At 61.3% G+C, this 18,085-nt stretch carries 19 protein-coding genes; 6 read left to right on the forward strand and 13 right to left on the reverse strand.

Annotated features, from left to right (window positions below; all coding sequences use genetic code 11):
• Positions 1 to 5: 5 nt before the first annotated feature.
• The 11 genes from ACZ1JV_RS02375 to ACZ1JV_RS02425 all read right to left on the reverse strand — a co-directional run bounded on the left by ACZ1JV_RS02375 (position 6) and on the right by ACZ1JV_RS02425 (position 8,204).
• Positions 6 to 758, reverse strand: a complete 753-nt coding sequence (locus ACZ1JV_RS02375; RefSeq protein ID WP_465138718.1) for an SDR family NAD(P)-dependent oxidoreductase — start codon at positions 756 to 758, stop codon at positions 6 to 8.
• Entirely contained in the window at positions 755 to 1,594 is an 840-nt protein-coding gene (locus ACZ1JV_RS02380; RefSeq protein WP_465138717.1) for an alpha/beta fold hydrolase, read from the reverse strand. Before ACZ1JV_RS02380 ends, ACZ1JV_RS02375 begins: the two co-directional genes overlap by 4 nt.
• Before the next feature lie 15 nt (positions 1,595 to 1,609).
• On the reverse strand, positions 1,610 to 2,164 hold the full coding sequence (locus ACZ1JV_RS02385; protein WP_465138716.1) for a VOC family protein: 555 nt from the start codon (positions 2,162 to 2,164) through the stop codon (positions 1,610 to 1,612).
• 21 nt (positions 2,165 to 2,185) lie between these two features.
• The gene (locus tag ACZ1JV_RS02390; protein WP_465149452.1) at positions 2,186 to 2,575 is read right to left on the reverse strand and encodes a MaoC family dehydratase; all 390 of its coding nucleotides are present in this window, start codon (positions 2,573 to 2,575) and stop codon (positions 2,186 to 2,188) included.
• Positions 2,572 to 3,030 (reverse strand): hypothetical protein, encoded by a 459-nt coding sequence (locus ACZ1JV_RS02395; RefSeq protein ID WP_465138714.1) that lies wholly within the window; start codon positions 3,028 to 3,030, stop codon positions 2,572 to 2,574. Before ACZ1JV_RS02395 ends, ACZ1JV_RS02390 begins: the two co-directional genes overlap by 4 nt.
• Before the next feature lie 11 nt (positions 3,031 to 3,041).
• A complete protein-coding gene (locus ACZ1JV_RS02400) occupies positions 3,042 to 4,205 on the reverse strand; it encodes an acyl-CoA dehydrogenase family protein (RefSeq protein ID WP_465138713.1) in 1,164 nt (387 codons plus the stop codon).
• 63 nt (positions 4,206 to 4,268) lie between these two features.
• Complete coding sequence (locus ACZ1JV_RS02405) at positions 4,269 to 4,823, reverse strand: NADPH-dependent FMN reductase (RefSeq protein ID WP_465149453.1); 555 nt, start codon at positions 4,821 to 4,823, stop codon at positions 4,269 to 4,271.
• A 1-nt stretch (position 4,824) separates the two neighbouring features.
• Positions 4,825 to 5,601 (reverse strand): SDR family oxidoreductase, encoded by a 777-nt coding sequence (locus ACZ1JV_RS02410; RefSeq protein WP_465149454.1) that lies wholly within the window; start codon positions 5,599 to 5,601, stop codon positions 4,825 to 4,827.
• A complete protein-coding gene (locus ACZ1JV_RS02415; protein ID WP_465149455.1) occupies positions 5,598 to 6,305 on the reverse strand; it encodes an alpha/beta fold hydrolase in 708 nt (235 codons plus the stop codon). The genes ACZ1JV_RS02410 and ACZ1JV_RS02415 overlap by 4 nt, the downstream gene beginning before the upstream one ends.
• 38 nt (positions 6,306 to 6,343) lie before the next feature.
• Positions 6,344 to 7,300: a VOC family protein gene (locus ACZ1JV_RS02420; RefSeq protein WP_465138709.1), complete on the reverse strand. Its 957-nt coding sequence runs from the start codon at positions 7,298 to 7,300 to the stop codon at positions 6,344 to 6,346.
• Positions 7,301 to 7,352: 52 nt separating this feature from the next.
• Positions 7,353 to 8,204, reverse strand: a complete 852-nt coding sequence (locus tag ACZ1JV_RS02425; RefSeq protein ID WP_133085045.1) for a fumarylacetoacetate hydrolase family protein — start codon at positions 8,202 to 8,204, stop codon at positions 7,353 to 7,355.
• Between the two features lie 130 nt (positions 8,205 to 8,334).
• Between ACZ1JV_RS02425 and ACZ1JV_RS02430 the strand changes: the two genes are divergently transcribed.
• Positions 8,335 to 9,042 carry a GntR family transcriptional regulator gene (locus ACZ1JV_RS02430; RefSeq protein ID WP_465138708.1) on the forward strand — a complete coding sequence of 236 codons (708 nt, stop codon included), beginning with the start codon at positions 8,335 to 8,337 and terminating at the stop codon, positions 9,040 to 9,042.
• 7 nt (positions 9,043 to 9,049) lie between these two features.
• Here the strand turns inward: ACZ1JV_RS02430 and ACZ1JV_RS02435 are convergent, their stop codons facing one another.
• Together ACZ1JV_RS02435 and ACZ1JV_RS02440 are read right to left on the reverse strand one after the other, a co-directional pair.
• Positions 9,050 to 9,832: an SDR family NAD(P)-dependent oxidoreductase gene (locus ACZ1JV_RS02435; protein WP_465138707.1), complete on the reverse strand. Its 783-nt coding sequence runs from the start codon at positions 9,830 to 9,832 to the stop codon at positions 9,050 to 9,052.
• A gap of 29 nt (positions 9,833 to 9,861) precedes the next feature.
• Positions 9,862 to 11,526, reverse strand: a complete 1,665-nt coding sequence (locus ACZ1JV_RS02440; protein ID WP_465138706.1) for a class I adenylate-forming enzyme family protein — start codon at positions 11,524 to 11,526, stop codon at positions 9,862 to 9,864.
• A gap of 157 nt (positions 11,527 to 11,683) precedes the next feature.
• On the opposite strand from ACZ1JV_RS02440, the gene ACZ1JV_RS02445 reads away from it, so the two are divergent.
• From ACZ1JV_RS02445 to ACZ1JV_RS02465, 5 genes are read left to right on the forward strand one after another with little or no spacing between them, the layout of a single operon-like run.
• Complete coding sequence (locus tag ACZ1JV_RS02445; RefSeq protein ID WP_465138705.1) at positions 11,684 to 12,886, forward strand: acetyl-CoA C-acetyltransferase; 1,203 nt, start codon at positions 11,684 to 11,686, stop codon at positions 12,884 to 12,886.
• Positions 12,887 to 12,933: 47 nt separating this feature from the next.
• On the forward strand, positions 12,934 to 15,093 hold the full coding sequence (locus tag ACZ1JV_RS02450) for a 3-hydroxyacyl-CoA dehydrogenase NAD-binding domain-containing protein (RefSeq protein WP_465149763.1): 2,160 nt from the start codon (positions 12,934 to 12,936) through the stop codon (positions 15,091 to 15,093).
• Complete coding sequence (locus ACZ1JV_RS02455) at positions 15,090 to 16,247, forward strand: acyl-CoA dehydrogenase family protein (protein WP_465149456.1); 1,158 nt, start codon at positions 15,090 to 15,092, stop codon at positions 16,245 to 16,247. Before ACZ1JV_RS02450 ends, ACZ1JV_RS02455 begins: the two co-directional genes overlap by 4 nt.
• A 17-nt stretch (positions 16,248 to 16,264) precedes the next feature.
• A complete protein-coding gene (locus ACZ1JV_RS02460; protein WP_465138703.1) occupies positions 16,265 to 17,143 on the forward strand; it encodes a MaoC family dehydratase in 879 nt (292 codons plus the stop codon).
• Entirely contained in the window at positions 17,140 to 17,967 is an 828-nt protein-coding gene (locus ACZ1JV_RS02465) for an SDR family NAD(P)-dependent oxidoreductase (protein WP_465138702.1), read from the forward strand. The genes ACZ1JV_RS02460 and ACZ1JV_RS02465 overlap by 4 nt, the downstream gene beginning before the upstream one ends.
• Positions 17,968 to 18,085 lie beyond the last annotated feature (118 nt).

The raw sequence follows: 18,085 nt of genomic DNA on the forward strand, positions 1-18,085 counted from the left end.
CTGTTTCAGAGGCTGAAGCCGCCGTCGACGATCAGGGTCTGACCCGTCACGTAACCTGCACGCGCCGACGCGAGGTAGGCCACGGCGTTGGCGATATCGCCTGCATTGCCAAAGCTCTGGAGCGCGATCCGCTTGCGCTGGGATTCCCAGATGTCCGGTGTGTAGAGAGTTGAAAGAAATTCGGCGCCAAGCCCTGCGTCAATGATGCCTGGTGCAACCGTGTTCGCCCTGATGCCGTACCGCCCTTCTTCTTTCGCAACAGCCCGGCAAAGAGCCTCGATACCGGCTTTGGGAACCGATGAAAGCGCATCGCCAGGGGGGAAGCAGTAATTGGCAACCGATACGACCGCGACGAAATTGCCGAAGCCCTGCGTTCGGAAGTGCGGCAGGGCATGGGCAACCACGCGGGTGAAACCCATCAGTTCGATCTCGATGACTTCGCGCCATTGCTGTTCGACGATCTGACTGACGAATGGCTGCGGAATTTCGACGCCGCTGGCGTAAACGACGGTTCCGATTGCTCCGAACCGCTCCACGGTGCTGCGCATGGCCTCCTGGATCGAAGCATTGTCGGAAAGGTCGCAGCGGACCGCCAGGGTGCCGCCGTTTCCGCCGATTGTTTCGGCGACTGCGAGGGCTCGCTCGTGGCTGGAACGATATCCGATGGCGACGCCGTTCCAGTCAGAGGCAAGCTGCCTGCATATCTCGCTTCCAAGGCCGCCGGTTCCGCCAATGACGATTGCGGCTCCCCGGTTCATAAAGGCAGATGCTCGGCCAGATGGCGTAGCAGTCGAACTGCGAAGGCATCGTTCTGGTCGCCGGTGAACATGTGACCGACACCCTCGGCGATTTCGACCTCCAATTGCGGAGTGAGGCTTTTGAAATGGCGAACGCTCTCGTCCGAGACAAGTTCGCTGAGCTGCGCCTTCACCAGCACGACGGGTGATTTCACCCTGCCGGCCGCTGCGAACAGGGATGCGCGTTCGGAAGGCGGATGCAGGAATTCGGGTGCGGTTGTGCGCGGATCCCAATGCCAGAACAGCCGGCCGTCTTGCTTCCGCATCGACTTGGCCAAGCCGGATACGTTGGCAACGCGCGGTTGGCCCAAATGGCGATGCAGAGCATCGGCTGCGTCATCCAGCGTGGCAAAGCCGGCGTCGCTGCTGCGAAAGAAATCGCGAATGCCATCCACGCCGTCATCGACGATTAGCGGCGCCACGTCCGCCAGCATGATCAGCCTGACGAGGTCGGGATGACGCGAACCGCCGACCAGTGCCGATTGCCCGCCTCGCGATGCGCCGACCAGCGCAACGGGCCTGGCGAGACGGGCGACGATGGATTCCACATCCCGCCCGTAGGCTTCCAGCTCATAGTCGCCATCGGCCGCCCAGCCGCTCTCGCCATGTCCGCGCAAATCGAACGTGAGTGCATAGTAACCGGTCTCCGCCGTCCGCCGCGCCGACTGCGTCCATGAGCGGCGGCTTTGGCCGCCGCCATGGAAGAAGCACACTGCAGGCGCAGCAGGGTCGCCGAAGGCATCGGCTACCATGTCGAGATGGTCACCGGGCCACGTGGTTCGGGAAGCGGTGATCATGCGCAAGTCTGCCGGTCAGGCCGCGGCGACCGGGGGTACCAGTTCTGCAAAGGAAGGATGTTCGCCTGGCCCGCTGTACGCGAACTTGCCCGGTGCATGGTGCCACTTGCCGTCGTTCCTGCTTTCATACGGCGAGGCGACCTCGATCAAACAGCCATGGGTGCTTTTCGGGCCCACCCAGCTCCATTTCTGCCAGGTCATGTCCGGGTCGTTGTAGGTCTTGCCGTCGCCAAGCACCTGAATGCCTTCCGCGGCCAATTTCTCCATTGCTCCCGGTACGTCGTCGGTAGCAAAGCAGAAATGATGCACGTGCTCGCCGACCTTTTCGAGGCGGTCGCCCATCGGCGTTCCCGGGGAGGGCTGGATGAACTGGATTTCTGTTCCACCATTGTTGACGAAAGTGGCCCACCGCATTCCTGCATCCGCGCCGCTCGAGAATTCGTCGTACTTGACGATACGCTCTTCCAGCGATGCAGGGTCGAGAACGCGCAGTATCTTGGTCCAGTTCTCGATGGCGGTGTCGAGGTCGCGTACGACCATGCAAACGTGGGCAAAAGGTCCGCTAGGCATAATCTCTCTCCTGGAGAATTTTCAGATTTCTATTGTTGCTGTGCCGGAATTGACGGTGCCACGCCCGTCCACGTCGAGCTTGAATTCGCACGTGACCGTGCCTCCATCGATCGCGGTAACCTTGCCGGTGACGACAGCGTGATCCTCGCCATAGACATTGTCCAGAAAGCGCGAATCCATCTTCGAAATCCGGCCTTTGGGGAAGGCACGCATGAGCATGTTCATCATGTAGGCCACATTGATTGGCCCCTGGTTGATCACGCGGTTGCCCAGGCCCTTTGCCTTCACGGCTTCGACGTCGAGATGGATCGGATTGGGATCTGCGAGAAAGACCGCCCACTGCTTCATTGCATCGGAGCTGACGCGCTCGATGGTGAAGGAAGGCAGTTCGTCTCCAACGTCATATGTCATGCGGCAAACTCCTTGCGGGGCAGTACCCAGACGTTGTCGGTCTCAAGCACTTTGGTGCCGTCCAGCAGGTGCAAGCGGAGCCGGTAGGTCAGTACGTCCATGACGCCGAGCTTGCGGCTGCGCTTGCGGACGAGATCGAGGATTTCACCGGTGACCCTGTAGCTTTCGCCCACCTTCAGGGGGGCGTCGAACGTTACGCCGCTCGAGCCCATCATCGGACCGTCCTCGACGTCGAATTCGCAGGCCTCGCATACGCCGGCCACCGTCTTGCCCATCGCGACCTGGGTCGCGATGTAGTAGTAGATCGGATGCGCAGTGCCGTCAGGCGCCGGCTCGATGCCGGTTGAACGGCACAGCGCAGCGTTTTCCTCGGCACTGATCTTGAAGACCGCGCTGCCGTCCAGAGACGTGCCGGCAGCGTGTGGGGCAGGGGGCAGATCGTCGAGATCGCTCATGGCCATTTCCTTCAGAAAGAGCGGGGCAGCCCGAGGCTTTCGGCAATCGAGTTACGAACCATCTCGTTGCTGATTGGCGTCATTCTCAGGATCCGGTGATCCCGCCAGTAGCGTTGCATGTCGGTCTCTGCGGAATAGCCCATGCCGCCTAGGATCTGGATGCCGAGATCGGCCGCTTTTACTGCATTTTCAGTCGCGACCATCTTGAGCATGTTCGCCTCGACACCGCAGGGCATGCCGTTGGCCTGCATCCATGCGACGTTGTTGAGCAGCAATTCGGTCGTTTTTTGCCAGGTGGCGATATCCGCGACGTAGTGCTGAAGGATCTGAAAGCGACCGATGATGCCCCCGAACGCCTTGCGCTGCTTCATGTAGTCGAGCGCGTCTTCAAGTACGCCGTCTATCGCACCGAGGCACTGCGCGCCGACCATTATCCGCTCGTTGTTGAGCGTCGGCAGCATTGCGTACCACGCCTGCCCCGGTTCCCCGAGCACGTCCTCATCCGGGACGAAGACATCGTCGTAATGGACTTCGCAAGAACCCATCGCCCGCATGCCAAGCTTGGGCAGCAGCGAGCAGGTAATGCCGGGAGATTTGGCATCGACGAAGAACATCGTGAGGCCGTGATGCTTCTTTTCGACATTGCGATCCGTCCGCGCGAGGACAAGAAGCCGGTCAGCCGCCTTGGCGGCCGTCGTCCACATCTTGGCCCCCTTCAGCTTCCAGCCACCCTCGACCTTGTCCGCGTAAGTCTTCATCGCGCCCAGGACATCGGTTCCGCCATCGGGTTCGGTCATCGACAGCGAGACGCGAAGCTTGCCCTGGGCCATCGGCCTCAGCCAGCGATTCTTCTGCTCTTCGGTTCCCACCGCACCGATCGTCTTGGCGCCTCCGAACGAGGTAAGGCCCCACACCCAGAGCAATCCCCCTGCCGTGCGGGCAAACTCGCGGGCGAAGATCATCTGCATCATGACGTCGCCGCCCAGCCCGTCATATTCTTCCGGGATGCCGATGCCGAAAAAGCCTTGCTCTGCCAGCTTGTCCCAAAGCGCGTAAGGGTAGTTTTCCTCGTCGGCTTCGAGCGTGCGCATCCAGTCCTTCGGGGCTTCTGCGTCGACCCAGCGGCGCACAACGTCACGGAAGGCCTGCTGCTCGTCGGTGAGCGAAAAATCCATTGTACTTCCTGTTCTCTTGCGCCCCCAATTGGCACCCATCCGGTGCGCTCAGAACCTATCGTCCTATAGGGTCGGCCCTTCGTGGAAGCGAAACATCTGGTCTATCATCATGGTAAGCTGGCTGGTGACGGGCGCCTGTTCGATGGGATCGCCCTCGGTTCCGACCGTGTTGATCGCAACCCCCAGAGGTGTCGGCCAACCGCGCAGGGCATGGGTTATGCTGCGAAGCTGCTGGAGCGTTCCAACCGCAGCCTGCCAGCCAGCAGCCGTGGCGATTGCGCCGACCGGCAGGCCGTCGAAGTAGCAGCGACTGTCCCGGTTCGTATCCTCGACATAATCGAGCGCGTTCTTGACGAAGCCCGATATCGCACCGTGATAGCCCGGCGAACCGATGATGATGCCATCGGCGGTCCGAAGCAGTTCAATGTAACGCCGTGCTGCGTCGGAACGCTCCTGATTTTCCGGTGCATACGGGGGGAAATTGATGTCTTCGCCCGAAAGGATGGTAGTGCGTGCGCCGCGCTCCTGCGCGATTGCTAGCGCTTTACGCAGGGCGCGTTCGGTCGATGACATGGCGCGCATGGTGCCGCCGATGGCGATGAAATGGGGCTGGGTCATATCAGATCGACAATCCACCTTCGACCGGAATGACCGATCCTGTCACGTAGGCTCCGGCACGAGAGGCCAGATAGATGGCAGCGCCCGCCAGGTCTTCCGCAGTACCGGTGCGCCCGCGCGGCACCATGCCTTCGACCATTTTTCTCATCTCGTCGGACGTGATGACGGTCATCTCCGTCTCGAAGAAGCCGGGCGCGATGACATTGGCCGTGATGTGGTCGCGGCCCAGTCGTTTCGCGAGACCCTTTGCCAGCCAGTGGATCGCACCTTTGGATGCCTGGTAGGCGTAGTTCTCCTTGGGACCGACCTTGAGAGCGCCTACCGAGCCGATGTTGATGAGGGATGCCGGCCGTTCCTTTGTCCCGCCGGCGCGCAGAAGAGGGAGAAATTTCTGAAGCAGGAAGAACGGTGCCTTCAGGTTGAGATCTATGACCTGGTCCCAATCCTGCTCGCTGTAATCGTCGATAGGAGCCTCGGCCATCGCACCGGCATTGTTGACCAGGATATGAAGCGCATTCTCGGCTTCACTCACGCGGGCGACGAGAGCGTCCACTCCCTCCAGGGATGAGACATCAGCGGTTAGCCCGATGCACTGACCCCCGGTCGAGGTGCTGATTTCCCGGGCGGTATCGAGCACTTTGGCCTCGGTCCGCGCGCAGATATAAACTTTGGCGCCGGCGGCGGCGAAGCCAGTCGCTATATGGCGCCCGATGCCGCCGGAGCCGCCCGTCACGACGGCGATGCGGTCCTTCACCGAGAACAGTTCTGCGGGGTTCATGCGTCCACCTTCAATCCGGCGATTTTGAGGATCAGGCCGGTGGTACCTTCGGGATCGCCCACCAGCAGAGCATGGTCGCCTGGATGTTCGTGAATGTTCCAACCGAGCGCGCGCGCGCGCTCGTGCATCGCTGTCATCACGGTGACGGCGGCGGCGATATAGTCCACCGGTCTTGCGATGGTTTCGCTGCCCTTGGCGATGGCGCCCGCTGTCGCCTTCATCGGCTGGTCAGAAAGGTTGTCGAGCAGCCACTTTTCCCGTGCGGGATCCATGAGGTGCGGATGCTCCTTGGCGGCCGCACGCTGCATCTCGTCGACGCCCGAGCCGATCGGTCCCTCGCCGGCTTCAAGCAATGCATCGAGCTGTGCGACTTGTTCTTCGGGTACATAACCCATCAGCGAGGCGATGCGCTCGCCCGAATGGGCGATGATGGCGTCGAGGTAGATGATGCTGGCGATGCGGTCGCCCACCTCTGCTATGATACCCGGCGCCACGGTGCCGGCATAGCTGTGCGCTACCAGCACGACGTCATTCAGATCCTCGAATTTGAACACGTTGACGATGTCGCGCACGTGGGTCTCGTTGCCCACATCGCGGCCGATGAGATGGCTGCGCTCGCCAAAGCCGGTGAAGGTCGGTGTGTAGACCGTGTGCCCTTGCGCTTCGAGAATTTCCCGGACGTATTTCCAGGTCCAGCCGCCCATGCCGCCGCCGTGAAGAAGAACGAATGTGGTCATGGCAATCAGGCCTCCGCTGGTTCGGTGTTCTGGATAAATTCGGGGAACGGGTCGGGTCCCCATAGGAACATGCTGTCGTCAGGGGCGTGGTTGGCCGAGGGCCAGTCCACATCCGCAGGAATGAAATCGATGTCCGCGGAATACTCGCTGAAGCTGCCCCAGGGATCGCGCACGTAGTAGAAGTAGTTCGCGCCCAGCACATGCTGGCCGAGGCCCCAGTTGGGTCCATAGCCGGCGCGCGCCATGCTTGCGCCGCCGAGACCCACTTCCATGACGGAACCCACGTCCCAGCTGTTGTGATGCATACCGCGGCGGTCGGAGAGCACGAGTGCGAGCAAGTGGTGATCGCTCCCATGGACACCATGGAGAAAGGCAACAGCGGGCTCGCTCTTGTCGGAGAGCCGCAGGCCAAGCGTCCGCTCATAAAAGTCGATCGCGGCGTTCACGTCGGTGGTGAAGATCGCAAAGTGCGAAAGACGGCGGGGGTGGACCTTGGGTGCCTTGCTGTTGGGAATTGCGCCGGACTTGCCGGGTTCTGAACTTGTGAAGCTGAAGCGGCTTTTTTCGGCAGGCGTCGCCTTCTCCGCAACGCGGACGTTGACAGGAAGGCCGTCGAACCCTCTGAACCAGATACCCTTGGCTTCTGCGTTGTCAGGAGCCGCGATGAATTCGACACCGGCGCGCTCGAGGTGGCCGCGAAACGTCTCCTCCTCATCCGCGAATATCCCGAAGCTGAGATAACGCAGTCGCTTGGCATCGCCTGCCTGGCTGAGCACTGCCCACCTGTGCGGATGACCCTGTGCATAGAGTTCGAGCCCGCCATCCGCCTCGCGCACGTCCAGACCGAAGAGCGTGTAGAAGCGTCGTGCCTCGTCGAGGTCGGGCACTTCCACCGCAAAGTGATCGATCGAATGTACACCAAGCACATTGGCGCGGCGACTGGCGATGCTTTTCTCGTTCATCCTGTCCTCCATGGCGGCCGAGCGATGTTCTGGCGCATCGCTCGGCCCGAAATCACGCTGCCTTGATGGGATTGACCAGCAAGCCGATTTTTTCGATCTCCACTTCGCATACGTCCCCGTCCTTCATGAAGAGCGGGGGATTGCGGGCAAGTCCGATGCCCGACGGCGTGCCCATGACCAGCACGTCGCCTGCTTCCAGCGTGAAGCATGTGGAAAGCAAGGACACCGTATCGACAACATCGAAGACCATGTCGGAGGTATTGGCGCTCTGAACGACCTGCCCGTTCAGCCTGGTCTCGATCTTGAGCCCAGCGCCGCCCGCAGGCAGTTCATCGGCCGTGACCAGCCATGGGCCGAAGGCACCGGTATCGTCGAAATTCTTGCCCACGGTCCATTGCGGCGTCTTGAGCTGATAGTCGCGCACGGAGCCGTCATTGAACACCGAGTAAGCGACGATGTGGGACAGCGCGTCTTCCTTTCCGATGTTCTTTCCGCCCTTGCCGACGATTGCGACCATTTCAGCCTCGTAATCGAGCTGGTCCGATGTGGCCGGCTTGATGATTGGCGCGCCGTGGCCGATCAGGCTCGAATTGAACCGTCCGAAAACTGTCGGGAATTCCGGAACCTGAAAGCCGCCTTCGGCAGCGTGATCCTTGTAGTTGAGACCAAGGCACAGGATTTTCGGCGCCTTGATAAGCGGAGGCAGGAATTCAAGGTCGTCTTGCGCGACGCTCTCTCCCTGGGCCAGGACTTTGCCGCCCGCCTTTGCGAGCGCTTCGCCGCCCTGAGCGACAAGGTCGTCCAGATCGTAGAGTGCCGCGTCGCCGAAAATCGCCTTGATGCCGGAGCCAGTGTCCACCGCAACGCCGATGCGACCGTCCTTCGAAACTTTTGCCAAGCGCATGATTCGATCCTTTTCCAAACTCGGGCACCGTGGGGTGGCTCGGTCGGCTCGTCAATCTGAAATATATTCTAAGTGCTAAAATATACCTCTAGCGTTTACCTTGCATTTCGTTGCTGCTATGGGGACTGGGATGACAAAAAAGCTCAGCCTCACCGAGCAGGCCTATCGCCGGCTGCGGGACAATCTCCTGACCTGCCGCCTTGTGCCGGGGGAGCGGATCAACATCAAAGACGTGTCGGACAACCTGGGGTTCAGTCTCGGTGCAGTCCGAGAGGCCTTGTCGCGCCTGACGTCTGAAGGGTTCGTCGTGCTTGACGATGCGCGAGGCTTTCGGGCAGCGCCGATTTCCATCGCCGATCTGACCGACCTCGTCATGGTGAGGAGTGACATCGAGGGACAGTGCCTTCGCCGCGCCATCGAACGCGGCGGCCTCGATTGGGAATCGACGATCGTGAGTGCTGCCCACCGTCTCAGCAAGACGCCGACACGCGATCCCGCCATGCCGGAGCGGCTCAATGAGGACTACGCCGAGGCCCATGGCGACTTCCATCATGCCCTCGTCGATGCTTGCGACAGCCCATGGTTGCTGCGCATGCGCGAATGGCTCTACGCTCAATCCGAACGATATCGCTACCTCACCGTTCCGCTCGCAACCGGCGAGCGGGATCTGGTGCATGAGCATGCCGAGATCGTCGAAGCCACGCTTGCCAGGGACGCGGATCGGGCCGTCGCTCTCCTCAGGAGCCATCTCGAGGCAACAGCCAGGCTTCTGATCGATGGGCAGGGCGACCCGGCGGGTGAGGCGAGCCTGCGTTTCCTGGATGACAAGGCCGCCTGACACCATTTCAGCGTTGCCTTTGCTGGCCCGTGCCGCCCCCGCTGGCCGGCATCAGCATGTTGCTCATGCCCCCGTCGACAAGCACATCGATACCGCTGATGTGGCTGGCCTGCGGACTGGCGAGGAACAGGATGGCGTTGGCGACATCCTCGGCCACGCCGAGTTTACGCAAAGGTATACTGGCTTCCCGCTCTTCCCGGCGCGTCTTGTCACCGTAGCCGGCGGCCGTCATCGGCGTGTAGGTAGGGCCGGGAGAGACGGTATTGCAACGGATGCCATCGGGACCCCATTCAATGCAGAGTTGCCGGATCAGCATCAAAAGCGCCGCCTTGCTGCATGAATAAAATCCGAGCCCCGGCGTAGGCTGGGTGCCCGACATCGAGCCCGTTGCAATGAAGGCACCTTTGCTGGCTCGCAGGTGAGGATGCGCGGCCTTTGCTAGCAGCCAGGTAGAGCGAGTGTTTATCGCGAAGATCCGGTCGAAGTCGGCAAGCGGCTGGTCGACAAGAGCGCCGCCCATGATGATGCCCGCATTGCTGATGACTGCATCGATACCGCCCATGTGGGCGAGTGCAGCCTCGACGATGCGATCGCCGCTGTCGGGCTCGGCAAGGTCAACGACGAAGCCCCCTGTCGCCCCCCCAATTTTGCCCGTCACCGCTCCAAGATTGGCCTCGTCCCTGTCGGCGAGGAGCATTGAGTGCACGCCGGGCAAAACTTGTCCTGCCGCCAGTAGTTCAGCGCAGGCGCGGCCGATGCCGCTGGCTGCACCAGTAATGACCACACGCATTCCATTCTCCCTTTGCGCGCAGCGCCTGATCAGTCCTTGAGACCAAGCTCGTCCATCAACGCGCTGCGCAGCTTGAACTTCTGTATCTTCGATGCCGACATCGGCCATTCGTCGATGAAACGGATGTGCCGGGGCACCTTGAACGAGGCAAGGCGCGCCTTGGTAAAGGCGATCAATTCCTCCGGCTCGACGATCACGTCGCCGTCTCGCTCGATGTAGGCTGCCGGGATTTCGGCCAGCCGCTCGTCCGGCAGGCCAACGACCTGGGCAAGACGAACAGCCGGATGCGCGGCCAGGACCGCTTCGACTTCTGCCGCCGCGACGTTCTCGCCGCCCACCTTGAGCATGTCCTTGAACCGGCCGTGGAACATCACATGGCCGTGCGCATCGATCGAGCCGATGTCGGCGCTGTGATACCAGCCCTCGCTGTCCAGCGCCTGGGCCGTCTTCTCAGGATCTTTGTAGTATCCGTCGAACAGATTGTAACCGCGGATCAATATCTCGCCCCGTTCGTCGACGGCTTTCTCCAAGCCTGTCTCAGGGTCGATGATTTTCATTTCGATGCCGGCGAGCGGATAACCGAGCTTTCTGAAGCCCATTTCCGGCTCCATCCCGTAGCCGCCGGTGGTCACGATTCCTGTAGCCTCCGTCATGCCCATGGTCCCCACCTGCAACATACCGGGAGCCTTCTCCCGGTACGCCTGACCGACCCGGTCGGGCATGAAGGCAAAGCAGCTGTTCTGGAGCCTGACCGAGGAAAGATCTGACGTTTCCCAATCGGGGTGCGCGATCATTGCCTGATGGAATGTGACGAAGGGCAGGAACATCATCGTCACGCGCTCCTGCTCGATCTGGCGCAGGCTTTCTCCGGCGTCGAAATGCGGCTGTCCGATGAAGGTACCCCCAACCTCCATCGCGCCGAGCATGCAGAGCATTGCGGCGATATGGAAAAGCGGCAGCGGCGACCATGCTCGCTCGCCGGGCTGGAAGGCCCAGCGATAGTGCGCCAGGTTGTTCGCCTCGCGCGTCACGGCTTCATGGCTTAGCAGACAGCCCTTGGGATTGGCCGAAGTGCCGGAGGTGTACAGAATCATCGCGGTATCACGCACGCGAACAGTGAGGCGCGCCGCATGGATCTCGTCTTCGCTGACCTGTTCGGCGGCTTCATCGAACATCGCCTGGTCGATGAAGCCGGGAACCGAACGACCGCCAAGCATGATGATGCGGGAAAGCTTCGGTGCCGCGGCAAGTGACAGGCGAGCAGGATTGTCGGCACTCGCCAGGTCTGCAAATGCCTCGTAAAGCCGCGCACCGAAGTCGACGTGTTCAGAGACAAGATCGTTTGTGACGATGGCTGCAAGGTCGGCGTTCTCCGACACGTACGCCATCTCTGGTGCCTTGTAGCGGGCATTCATGAGAACCGAGACGGCACCGCACATCGCATTTGCGAAAAGCGTTTCGACGAATTCGATGCTGGACGGCAGCAAGATGCCGACATGGTCGCCCCGTCGAATCCCGAGCGCCCTTAGCCCCCTCGCGCGGCGCAGAACACTGGCCACGACTTCGTCATAACTCTTGCGTTCGCCCGGGAAAACCAGCGCCTCCCTGTCCTTGCCCTTGTCCCACCCCGCCAAGAGGTGATCACCCAACGTCGTCGCGGTGATGCGAATTGCGGCGTCGTCTTCACCCGTCATGCTCACAAAAGCTCGTCCTCAAAGTTCGTCCCTGCGCGATGAGTGCGAGATTGCAGCGAACCCGCGATCCTGCGCCTTTCGTTGGATAGGTGCGGACAGGCTGGCCAGACCCAAGAGCAGGATCACGAAAACACCGATCACTGGCCGGGAAATGACGATGGAAGCCTATATCTACGATCATGTTCGCACGCCGCGCGGCAAGGGCCGGCCCGATGGCGCGCTGCATGAGATCACTTCGGTCGAAATGGCGACACAGCTGCTCAAGGCCTTGCAGGAGCGCAACGCACTCGACACCGCCTTGCTCGATGACGTTATCATTGGCATGGCGCAGCCGGTCGGCGAGCAGGGCGGTGTCCTGGCGCGCGCGGCGGTTCTTCAAGCCGGCTATGCGCAATCGGTGGCTGGCCAGCAGATTCACCGATTTTGCGCGACTGGCCTCGATGCTGTCAGTCTCATCGCGGCCCAGGTCCATTCCGGCATGATCCAGGCCGGCATCGGGGGCGGCGTTGAATCCATGAGCCGAACGGTCATGGGCTATGATTCCGGTGCCTGGACGTCGGACCCGGCAGTTGCATTCGGCAACTATTATGCGCCGCAGGGCATCGGCGCGGACATCATCGCGACGCTCGACGGCTACACCCGCGAGGATGTCGACCGTTTCGCGGTCGAGAGCCAGCGCAAGGCGGCCCGAGCCTGGGAAAACGGCTATTTTCGAAATTCCATCGTGTCGGTGAAGGACGTGCTGGGCGAGGTCGTGCTCGATCATGACGAGCACATGCGTCCGGGCACCACGCTGGAGAGCCTGGCAAAGCTCAAGCCCGCATTCGAAGGCTTCGGGAAAGCCGGTTTCGAAGCTGTCGCGAAAGCCCGGTACCCCGAGATCGAGGACCTCGACTATGTCCATCACGGCGGCAACAGCTCCGGTATTGTCGACGGTTCCGGGCTCGTCCTGGTCGGCTCACGGGCGTTCGGTGAGAAAGCGGGCCTCAAACCCCGCGGGCGCGTCCGTTCCTATGCCAATATCGGTTCTGAACCGACGATCATGCTGACGGCCCCTGCGGAGGTCTCGCGCAAGGCTTTGCGGGCCGGAGGAATGATGCCCAAGGACATCGACCTCTGGGAGCTCAACGAGGCCTTCGCCAGCGTAGTTATGCGCTTTCAGCGCGACATGGACATTCCCGACGACCGGATCAACGTGAACGGCGGCGCGATCGCCATGGGACATCCGCTCGGCGCCACCGGCGCGATGATCCTCGGCACCGTGCTCGACGAATTGGAACGCCGCGACGCCGAAACAGGCCTCATCACGCTGTGCGCGGCCAATGGTCTTGGGACCGCCGCTATCATCGAGCGCGTCTGAACGCTGCTCCATTCCTAGAAAAAGATCGGGACACACCCATGAAGACAATGCGACTGGAGAAGGCCGAAGACGGCTTCGCGATCCTGACTCTCGATGCCGAAGGTCCGATGAACGTCGTCAACGACGGCTTCATTGCGGACATGACGCAGGCCACCAGGCAGATCGCGCAGGACAACGCCATCAAGGGCGTTATCCTGACCTCGGGCAAGAAGTCGTTCATGGCCGGCGCGGATCTCAAGCAGCTGGTCAGTGGCTTCGATACGCTCACACCGCTCGAGGCCTATGCGTTCTCGAAGCGGGCGACCGACATGCACCGCGCGATCGAGCAGTCGGGTAAGCCGTGGGTTGCAGTGATCAACGGTTTGGCGCTGGGCGGAGGTTTCGAACTTGCGCTGGCCTGCCATCATCGCATCCTCGTCGATGATGCAAAGGCCACTGTCGGCCTGCCCGAAGTTACTGTCGGTCTCCTTCCCGGATCTGGAGGCACGGTTCGGCTCGGTATCATCGCCGGCATGAAAACGGCGCTCGACCTGCTTCTGACCGGCCGCGCCGTCGCGCCTGCCGAAGCGCTCAAACTGGGCATCGTGGATCAGGTGGTTCCCGAAGCGGATCTTCTCGATACCGCCCGGGCGTGGCTGGCGAGCGGGCCCGACCCTGTCAAGCCGTGGGACGTCAAGGGCTGGGTTCCGCCTCAGAAGAAAGGGCTTACGGTACCGGAAGATTCCGCCGCGTACATGATGGCGACGGGAGGCCTGGCAAAGAGCGGCTATAATCAGCCGGCTCCGCTCGCAATTCTCAATTCGCTGTTTCAGGCATTGCAGTTGCCGTTCGACAAGGCGCTCGCAGTAGAGGGCAAATACTTTGCTAAGCTGCTCACCGATCCGGTCGCCCGCAACATCATTCGCACGACCTTCATCTCGAAGCTGGCAGCAGAAAAGGGCGCTCGCCGCCCCGCAGGCTATCCCAGGTTCGAAGCGCGAAAGGTCGGCGTGCTGGGCGCGGGGATGATGGGTGCAGGAATTGCCTACGTTGCGGCCAATGCCGGCATCGACGTCGTCTTGATCGACCGCGATGTGCCGACGGCGCAAAAGGGCAAGGACTATTCAGCCAAGGTACTCGGTAAGCTGGTCGAAAAAGGCAAGGTGACGCGGGACAAGGCCGATGCGGTTCTTGCCCGCATTGTCCCGACCGACGATTTCGGCATGCTCCAGGGCTGCGATCTGGTCGTCGAAGCCGTGTTCGAGGATACCGCGATCAAGGCGGAGACCACGAAGAAGGCAGAGGCTGTGCTGCCGCCCGAAGCTATTTTTGCTTCTAACACGTCGACCCTTCCGATTTCGCAGTTGGCGCTGGCTTCGAGAAGCCCGGATCAGTTCATCGGTCTGCATTTCTTCTCGCCGGTCGATCGAATGGGCCTGGTCGAGGTCATCATGGGCAAGCAGACCAGCAAGGAAACGCTGGCCAAGGGTCTCGATTTCATCGCGCAGCTCCGCAAGACGCCGATTGTCGTCAATGACAGCCGCGGCTTTTATACCAGCCGCGTGTTCCAGATGCTGATCCACGAAGGTGCGGCCATGCTGGCGGAAGGCGTGCCACCGGCAGTGATCGAGAATGCCGCCAAGGCAGTTGGCATGCCGGTCGGTCCGCTCGCGCTGCTGGACGAACTCACGCTGGATCTGCCGCTCAAGATCGTCGACCAGGCGATCGCGGAAGAGGGCGAGGGCTATACTCCGCCGGCCGGAGTTGCCGTCATGCGCAAGATGAAGGACGAGATCGGACGCTCCAGCCGCAAGACCGGAGGAGCCTTCTACGACTACCCTGAAGGCGGCAAGAAGCACTTGTGGAAGGGGCTCGCCGAGCACTTCCCTGTCAATGACAGTTGGGACATCGAGGAACTCAAGAAGCGCTTTCTATTTGCCCAGGCGATGGAGACTGCGCGCTGCCTGGAAGAGGGCGTGTTGGAAACACCGCAGGACGCCGATCTCGGCGCGATCTATGGGTGGGGTTTCCCGACGTGGACCGGCGGAACGATCAGCTACATCGATACGATCGGCATCGGCTCGTTCGTCGGGGAAGCGGATATCCTTGCCCAGCGATATGGGCCCCGTTTCCTGCCTTCCGCGTGGCTGCGTGAGAAGGCATCGCGCGGCGAGACCTTCTACACTGCCGAAAGCGCCGACGAGGCCAAGGAGCCCATGCCAGCATGAAGCGCCTGATCTTCGAGCCGGAGCACGAGCAGTTTCGCGACAGCGTCGTCAAGTTCATGAGCGCCAACGTCGGCGCCCATGCCGAACGCTTTCGCGAACAGGGCATGGTCGATCGCGATCTTTACCTCAAGGCAGGCGAGCAGGGATTGCTTTGCACCTGGGCCGAGGAACGGTACGGGGGTGCGGGAATCGACGATTTTCGTTTCGAGCAGATCATCATTGAGGAGAATATGCGCCACGGCGACGTAGGCTTCTACATCAATCTCCATAACGATTTGGTCGCGCCCTACATCGCCAAGCTCGGCACGCAGGAGCAAAAGGAGCGATGGATGCCCGGCATCGTCAGCGGCGAGACTATTCTTGCCGTGGCGATGACCGAACCATCTACGGGCAGCGACCTTGCAGGAATGCGTACGAGCGCGGTCGAGCGTGACGATCACTGGGTGCTCAACGGCGCCAAGACATACATTTCCAACGGGATTTTGGGCGATCTGGTTGTTGTCGCGGCACGGACCGATCCGGCCAGCCGCCATGGGCTTGGCCTGTTTGTGGTGGAGCGCGGCTTCGAAGGCTTCGAGCGCGGGCGCAAGCTCGCCAAGATGGGCATGAAGGCGCAGGATACCGCTGAGCTGTTCTTCAGCGATGTCAAAGTGCCCAAGCAAAACGTGCTGGGCGATCCGACGCAGGGCTTCAAGTATCTTGCGCGCTTCCTGGCACAGGAGCGCCTCGTGGCAGCGATCGGTTTCATGGCCACTGCCCAGACTGCCTTCGACCTTACGCTGGACTACGTGAAAGAGCGCAAGGCCTTCGGAAAGCCGATCGGCGCGTTTCAGAATACGCGCTTCAAGATGGCTTCCATGCGCGCGGAGCTCGATGCGATCCAGACGTACGTGGATCAATGCGTGATCCTGCTCAACGCAGGCGAACTCACTGCCGAAGATGCCTCCGCTGCCAAGTTGCTCACGAGCGAACTGGAGGGCCGGGTGATGGACGAATGCGTCCAGCTCCACGGCGGGGCAGGGTACATGGACGAGTACCGGATCAGCCGGATGTACACCGATGCACGCGTCAGCCGCATATTCGCCGGCACCAGCGAGATCATGCGCGAGATAATCGGGCGCGGGCTCGGGCTCGACGAGCGCAAGCTGACCTGACCTAAGGGAAACTCGCTATGCTGAACCTTGAGCGCATGCGCGGTTACCAGGTCCCGACCGCGCAGGACGTTTGCGATCCGCGTTCCGCCATCCTCTACGCCCTGGGCGTGGGAGCGGGGCTCGCCGCCATCGATGAGAGCCGCTTCCTCTTTGAGCGTGACCTAACCGTTTTGCCGACCATGGCGCTTGTGCTTGGCACGCCGGGGTTCTGGCCGATGGCTGCGGAACTCGGGTGGGACTGGCCGCGAATTCTGCACGGCGAGCAGAGCTTGCGTCTGCATCGACCGTTGCAACTGGGCCAGGTCATTCATGGCCGGATCGAGATCGGAGAGGTCGCCGACAAGGGACCGGGCAAGCCCGCTCTCGTTCGGGCGAAGCGGATACTGACGACGCCGACAGACCAGCTGATTGCGGAGGCAGAGGAAATCTGGGTCCTACGGGGCGAAGGTGGTTTCGGGGGAGACCGTTCTCTCGTTCCGCTTGCGAATGGGCAATGTCCCGATTTCCCGCCGGATGCAGTGCTTGACCTGCCTACGGCTGCTAACCAGGCAATGCTCTACCGGCTGACCGGCGATCGCAATCCGTTGCACATCGATGCCGGAACGGCGGCGGCGGCGGGTTTCGAGCGCCCGATCCTCCACGGACTGGCGACCATGGGCCTCGTTGGCCGCGCATTGATCCATTTGTGCTGCGACGGCGACGCGTCGTTGCTGACACGCATGCATGTCCGTTTCACCGCGCCTGTGTTCCCCGGTGAAACCATTCGGACCGAGATCTGGCGCGATGGAGATGAGATTCGCTTTCGCGCGTCTGTGAGAGAACGCGGCGTGGTGGTGCTCGATGCAGGCAGTGCCTGCGTTCGGGGATTTGTAACAGAACGGGAAGAGGTCACGTGAAAATACTGGATGGTAAGGTCGCTCTGGTTTCGGGATCAGGGCGGGGCATCGGCAAGGCAATCGCGCTCAAATTGGCTAGCGCGGGCGCAAATGTCGTGGTCAATGACCTTGATGAAGACGTGGCCCGCGCCACCGCGGCCGAGATCGAGGAACTTGGGGTTCGCGCCGTCATTTGCGTTGGCGATGTGACCGATCCGACCTTTGGCGATACCTTCGTGGCTGCGGCAGTGGCGGCTTTCGGAACGATCGATATCATCATCAACAATGCCGGCTATGCCTGGGATTCGGTGCTTCAGAAGACCAGCGACGAGCAATGGATCGCGATGCTCGATGTCCACTTGAGCGCACCTTTCCGGATTCTTCGAGCCGCCCAGCCGATCATATCGTCAGCAGCCAAGGCAGAGATCGAACAGTACGGGCGCGCCAAACGAAGGACGGTCGTAAACATTTCCTCAGTTTCGGGTCTCGGCGGAAACCCGGGCCAGGCCGGTTATGCTGCCGGCAAGGCTGGAATTGTCGGCCTCACGAAGACTGTGATGAAGGAGTGGGGGAGATACAACACCACGGTCAATGCCGTCGCCTTCGGCGCGATCATGACGCGTATGACAGCCGGCGAGGCTGGCAGTTCGACCATCGATATCAAGGGCAAGAAGATCAAGGCCGGGGTCAGCGACGAGATCCTTGAGGCCATGGAGAAAGGAATTCCCCTCGGGCGCGCAGGCACTCCGGAAGAAGCAGCAGGAGCCGTCTATCTCCTGTGCATGCCGGAGGCCGACTACATCACAGGTCAGGTCATAGTCGCGGGGGGCGGCTGGCAGCTCTGACCTGTGGAGCGAGGGAGGACCTATATCCTCCCTCGCTCAAGTTTTGCCGCTGCCAGAGGAATGAGGTCCTCGGAGGATACAGCATCAGGGATGAGCCTGGCTGGACGCTCGTCCCTCT

The organism is Novosphingobium sp. BL-S-19 (assembly GCF_055521675.1).

Excerpts from the sequence above, each read along its gene's own strand:
- ACZ1JV_RS02445 (WP_465138705.1), top strand. The coding sequence starts at position 11,684 with ATGGAAGCCTATATCTACGATCATGTTCGCACGCCGCGCGGCAAGGGC.
- ACZ1JV_RS02460 (WP_465138703.1), top strand. The coding sequence starts at position 16,265 with ATGCTGAACCTTGAGCGCATGCGCGGTTACCAGGTCCCGACCGCGCAG.
- ACZ1JV_RS02390 (WP_465149452.1), bottom strand. The coding sequence starts at position 2,575 with ATGACATATGACGTTGGAGACGAACTGCCTTCCTTCACCATCGAGCGC.
- ACZ1JV_RS02450 (WP_465149763.1), top strand. The coding sequence starts at position 12,934 with ATGCGACTGGAGAAGGCCGAAGACGGCTTCGCGATCCTGACTCTCGAT.
- ACZ1JV_RS02425 (WP_133085045.1), bottom strand. The coding sequence starts at position 8,204 with ATGCGCTTGGCAAAAGTTTCGAAGGACGGTCGCATCGGCGTTGCGGTG.
- ACZ1JV_RS02420 (WP_465138709.1), bottom strand. The coding sequence starts at position 7,300 with ATGAACGAGAAAAGCATCGCCAGTCGCCGCGCCAATGTGCTTGGTGTA.
- ACZ1JV_RS02455 (WP_465149456.1), top strand. The coding sequence starts at position 15,090 with ATGAAGCGCCTGATCTTCGAGCCGGAGCACGAGCAGTTTCGCGACAGC.
- ACZ1JV_RS02430 (WP_465138708.1), top strand. The coding sequence starts at position 8,335 with ATGACAAAAAAGCTCAGCCTCACCGAGCAGGCCTATCGCCGGCTGCGG.
- ACZ1JV_RS02400 (WP_465138713.1), bottom strand. The coding sequence starts at position 4,205 with ATGGATTTTTCGCTCACCGACGAGCAGCAGGCCTTCCGTGACGTTGTG.
- ACZ1JV_RS02380 (WP_465138717.1), bottom strand. The coding sequence starts at position 1,594 with ATGATCACCGCTTCCCGAACCACGTGGCCCGGTGACCATCTCGACATG.
- ACZ1JV_RS02405 (WP_465149453.1), bottom strand. The coding sequence starts at position 4,823 with ATGACCCAGCCCCATTTCATCGCCATCGGCGGCACCATGCGCGCCATG.
- ACZ1JV_RS02440 (WP_465138706.1), bottom strand. The coding sequence starts at position 11,526 with ATGACGGGTGAAGACGACGCCGCAATTCGCATCACCGCGACGACGTTG.
- ACZ1JV_RS02415 (WP_465149455.1), bottom strand. The coding sequence starts at position 6,305 with ATGGGCGGCTGGACCTGGAAATACGTCCGGGAAATTCTCGAAGCGCAA.
- ACZ1JV_RS02410 (WP_465149454.1), bottom strand. The coding sequence starts at position 5,601 with ATGAACCCCGCAGAACTGTTCTCGGTGAAGGACCGCATCGCCGTCGTG.
- ACZ1JV_RS02375 (WP_465138718.1), bottom strand. The coding sequence starts at position 758 with ATGAACCGGGGAGCCGCAATCGTCATTGGCGGAACCGGCGGCCTTGGA.
- ACZ1JV_RS02385 (WP_465138716.1), bottom strand. The coding sequence starts at position 2,164 with ATGCCTAGCGGACCTTTTGCCCACGTTTGCATGGTCGTACGCGACCTC.
- ACZ1JV_RS02435 (WP_465138707.1), bottom strand. The coding sequence starts at position 9,832 with ATGCGTGTGGTCATTACTGGTGCAGCCAGCGGCATCGGCCGCGCCTGC.
- ACZ1JV_RS02395 (WP_465138714.1), bottom strand. The coding sequence starts at position 3,030 with ATGAGCGATCTCGACGATCTGCCCCCTGCCCCACACGCTGCCGGCACG.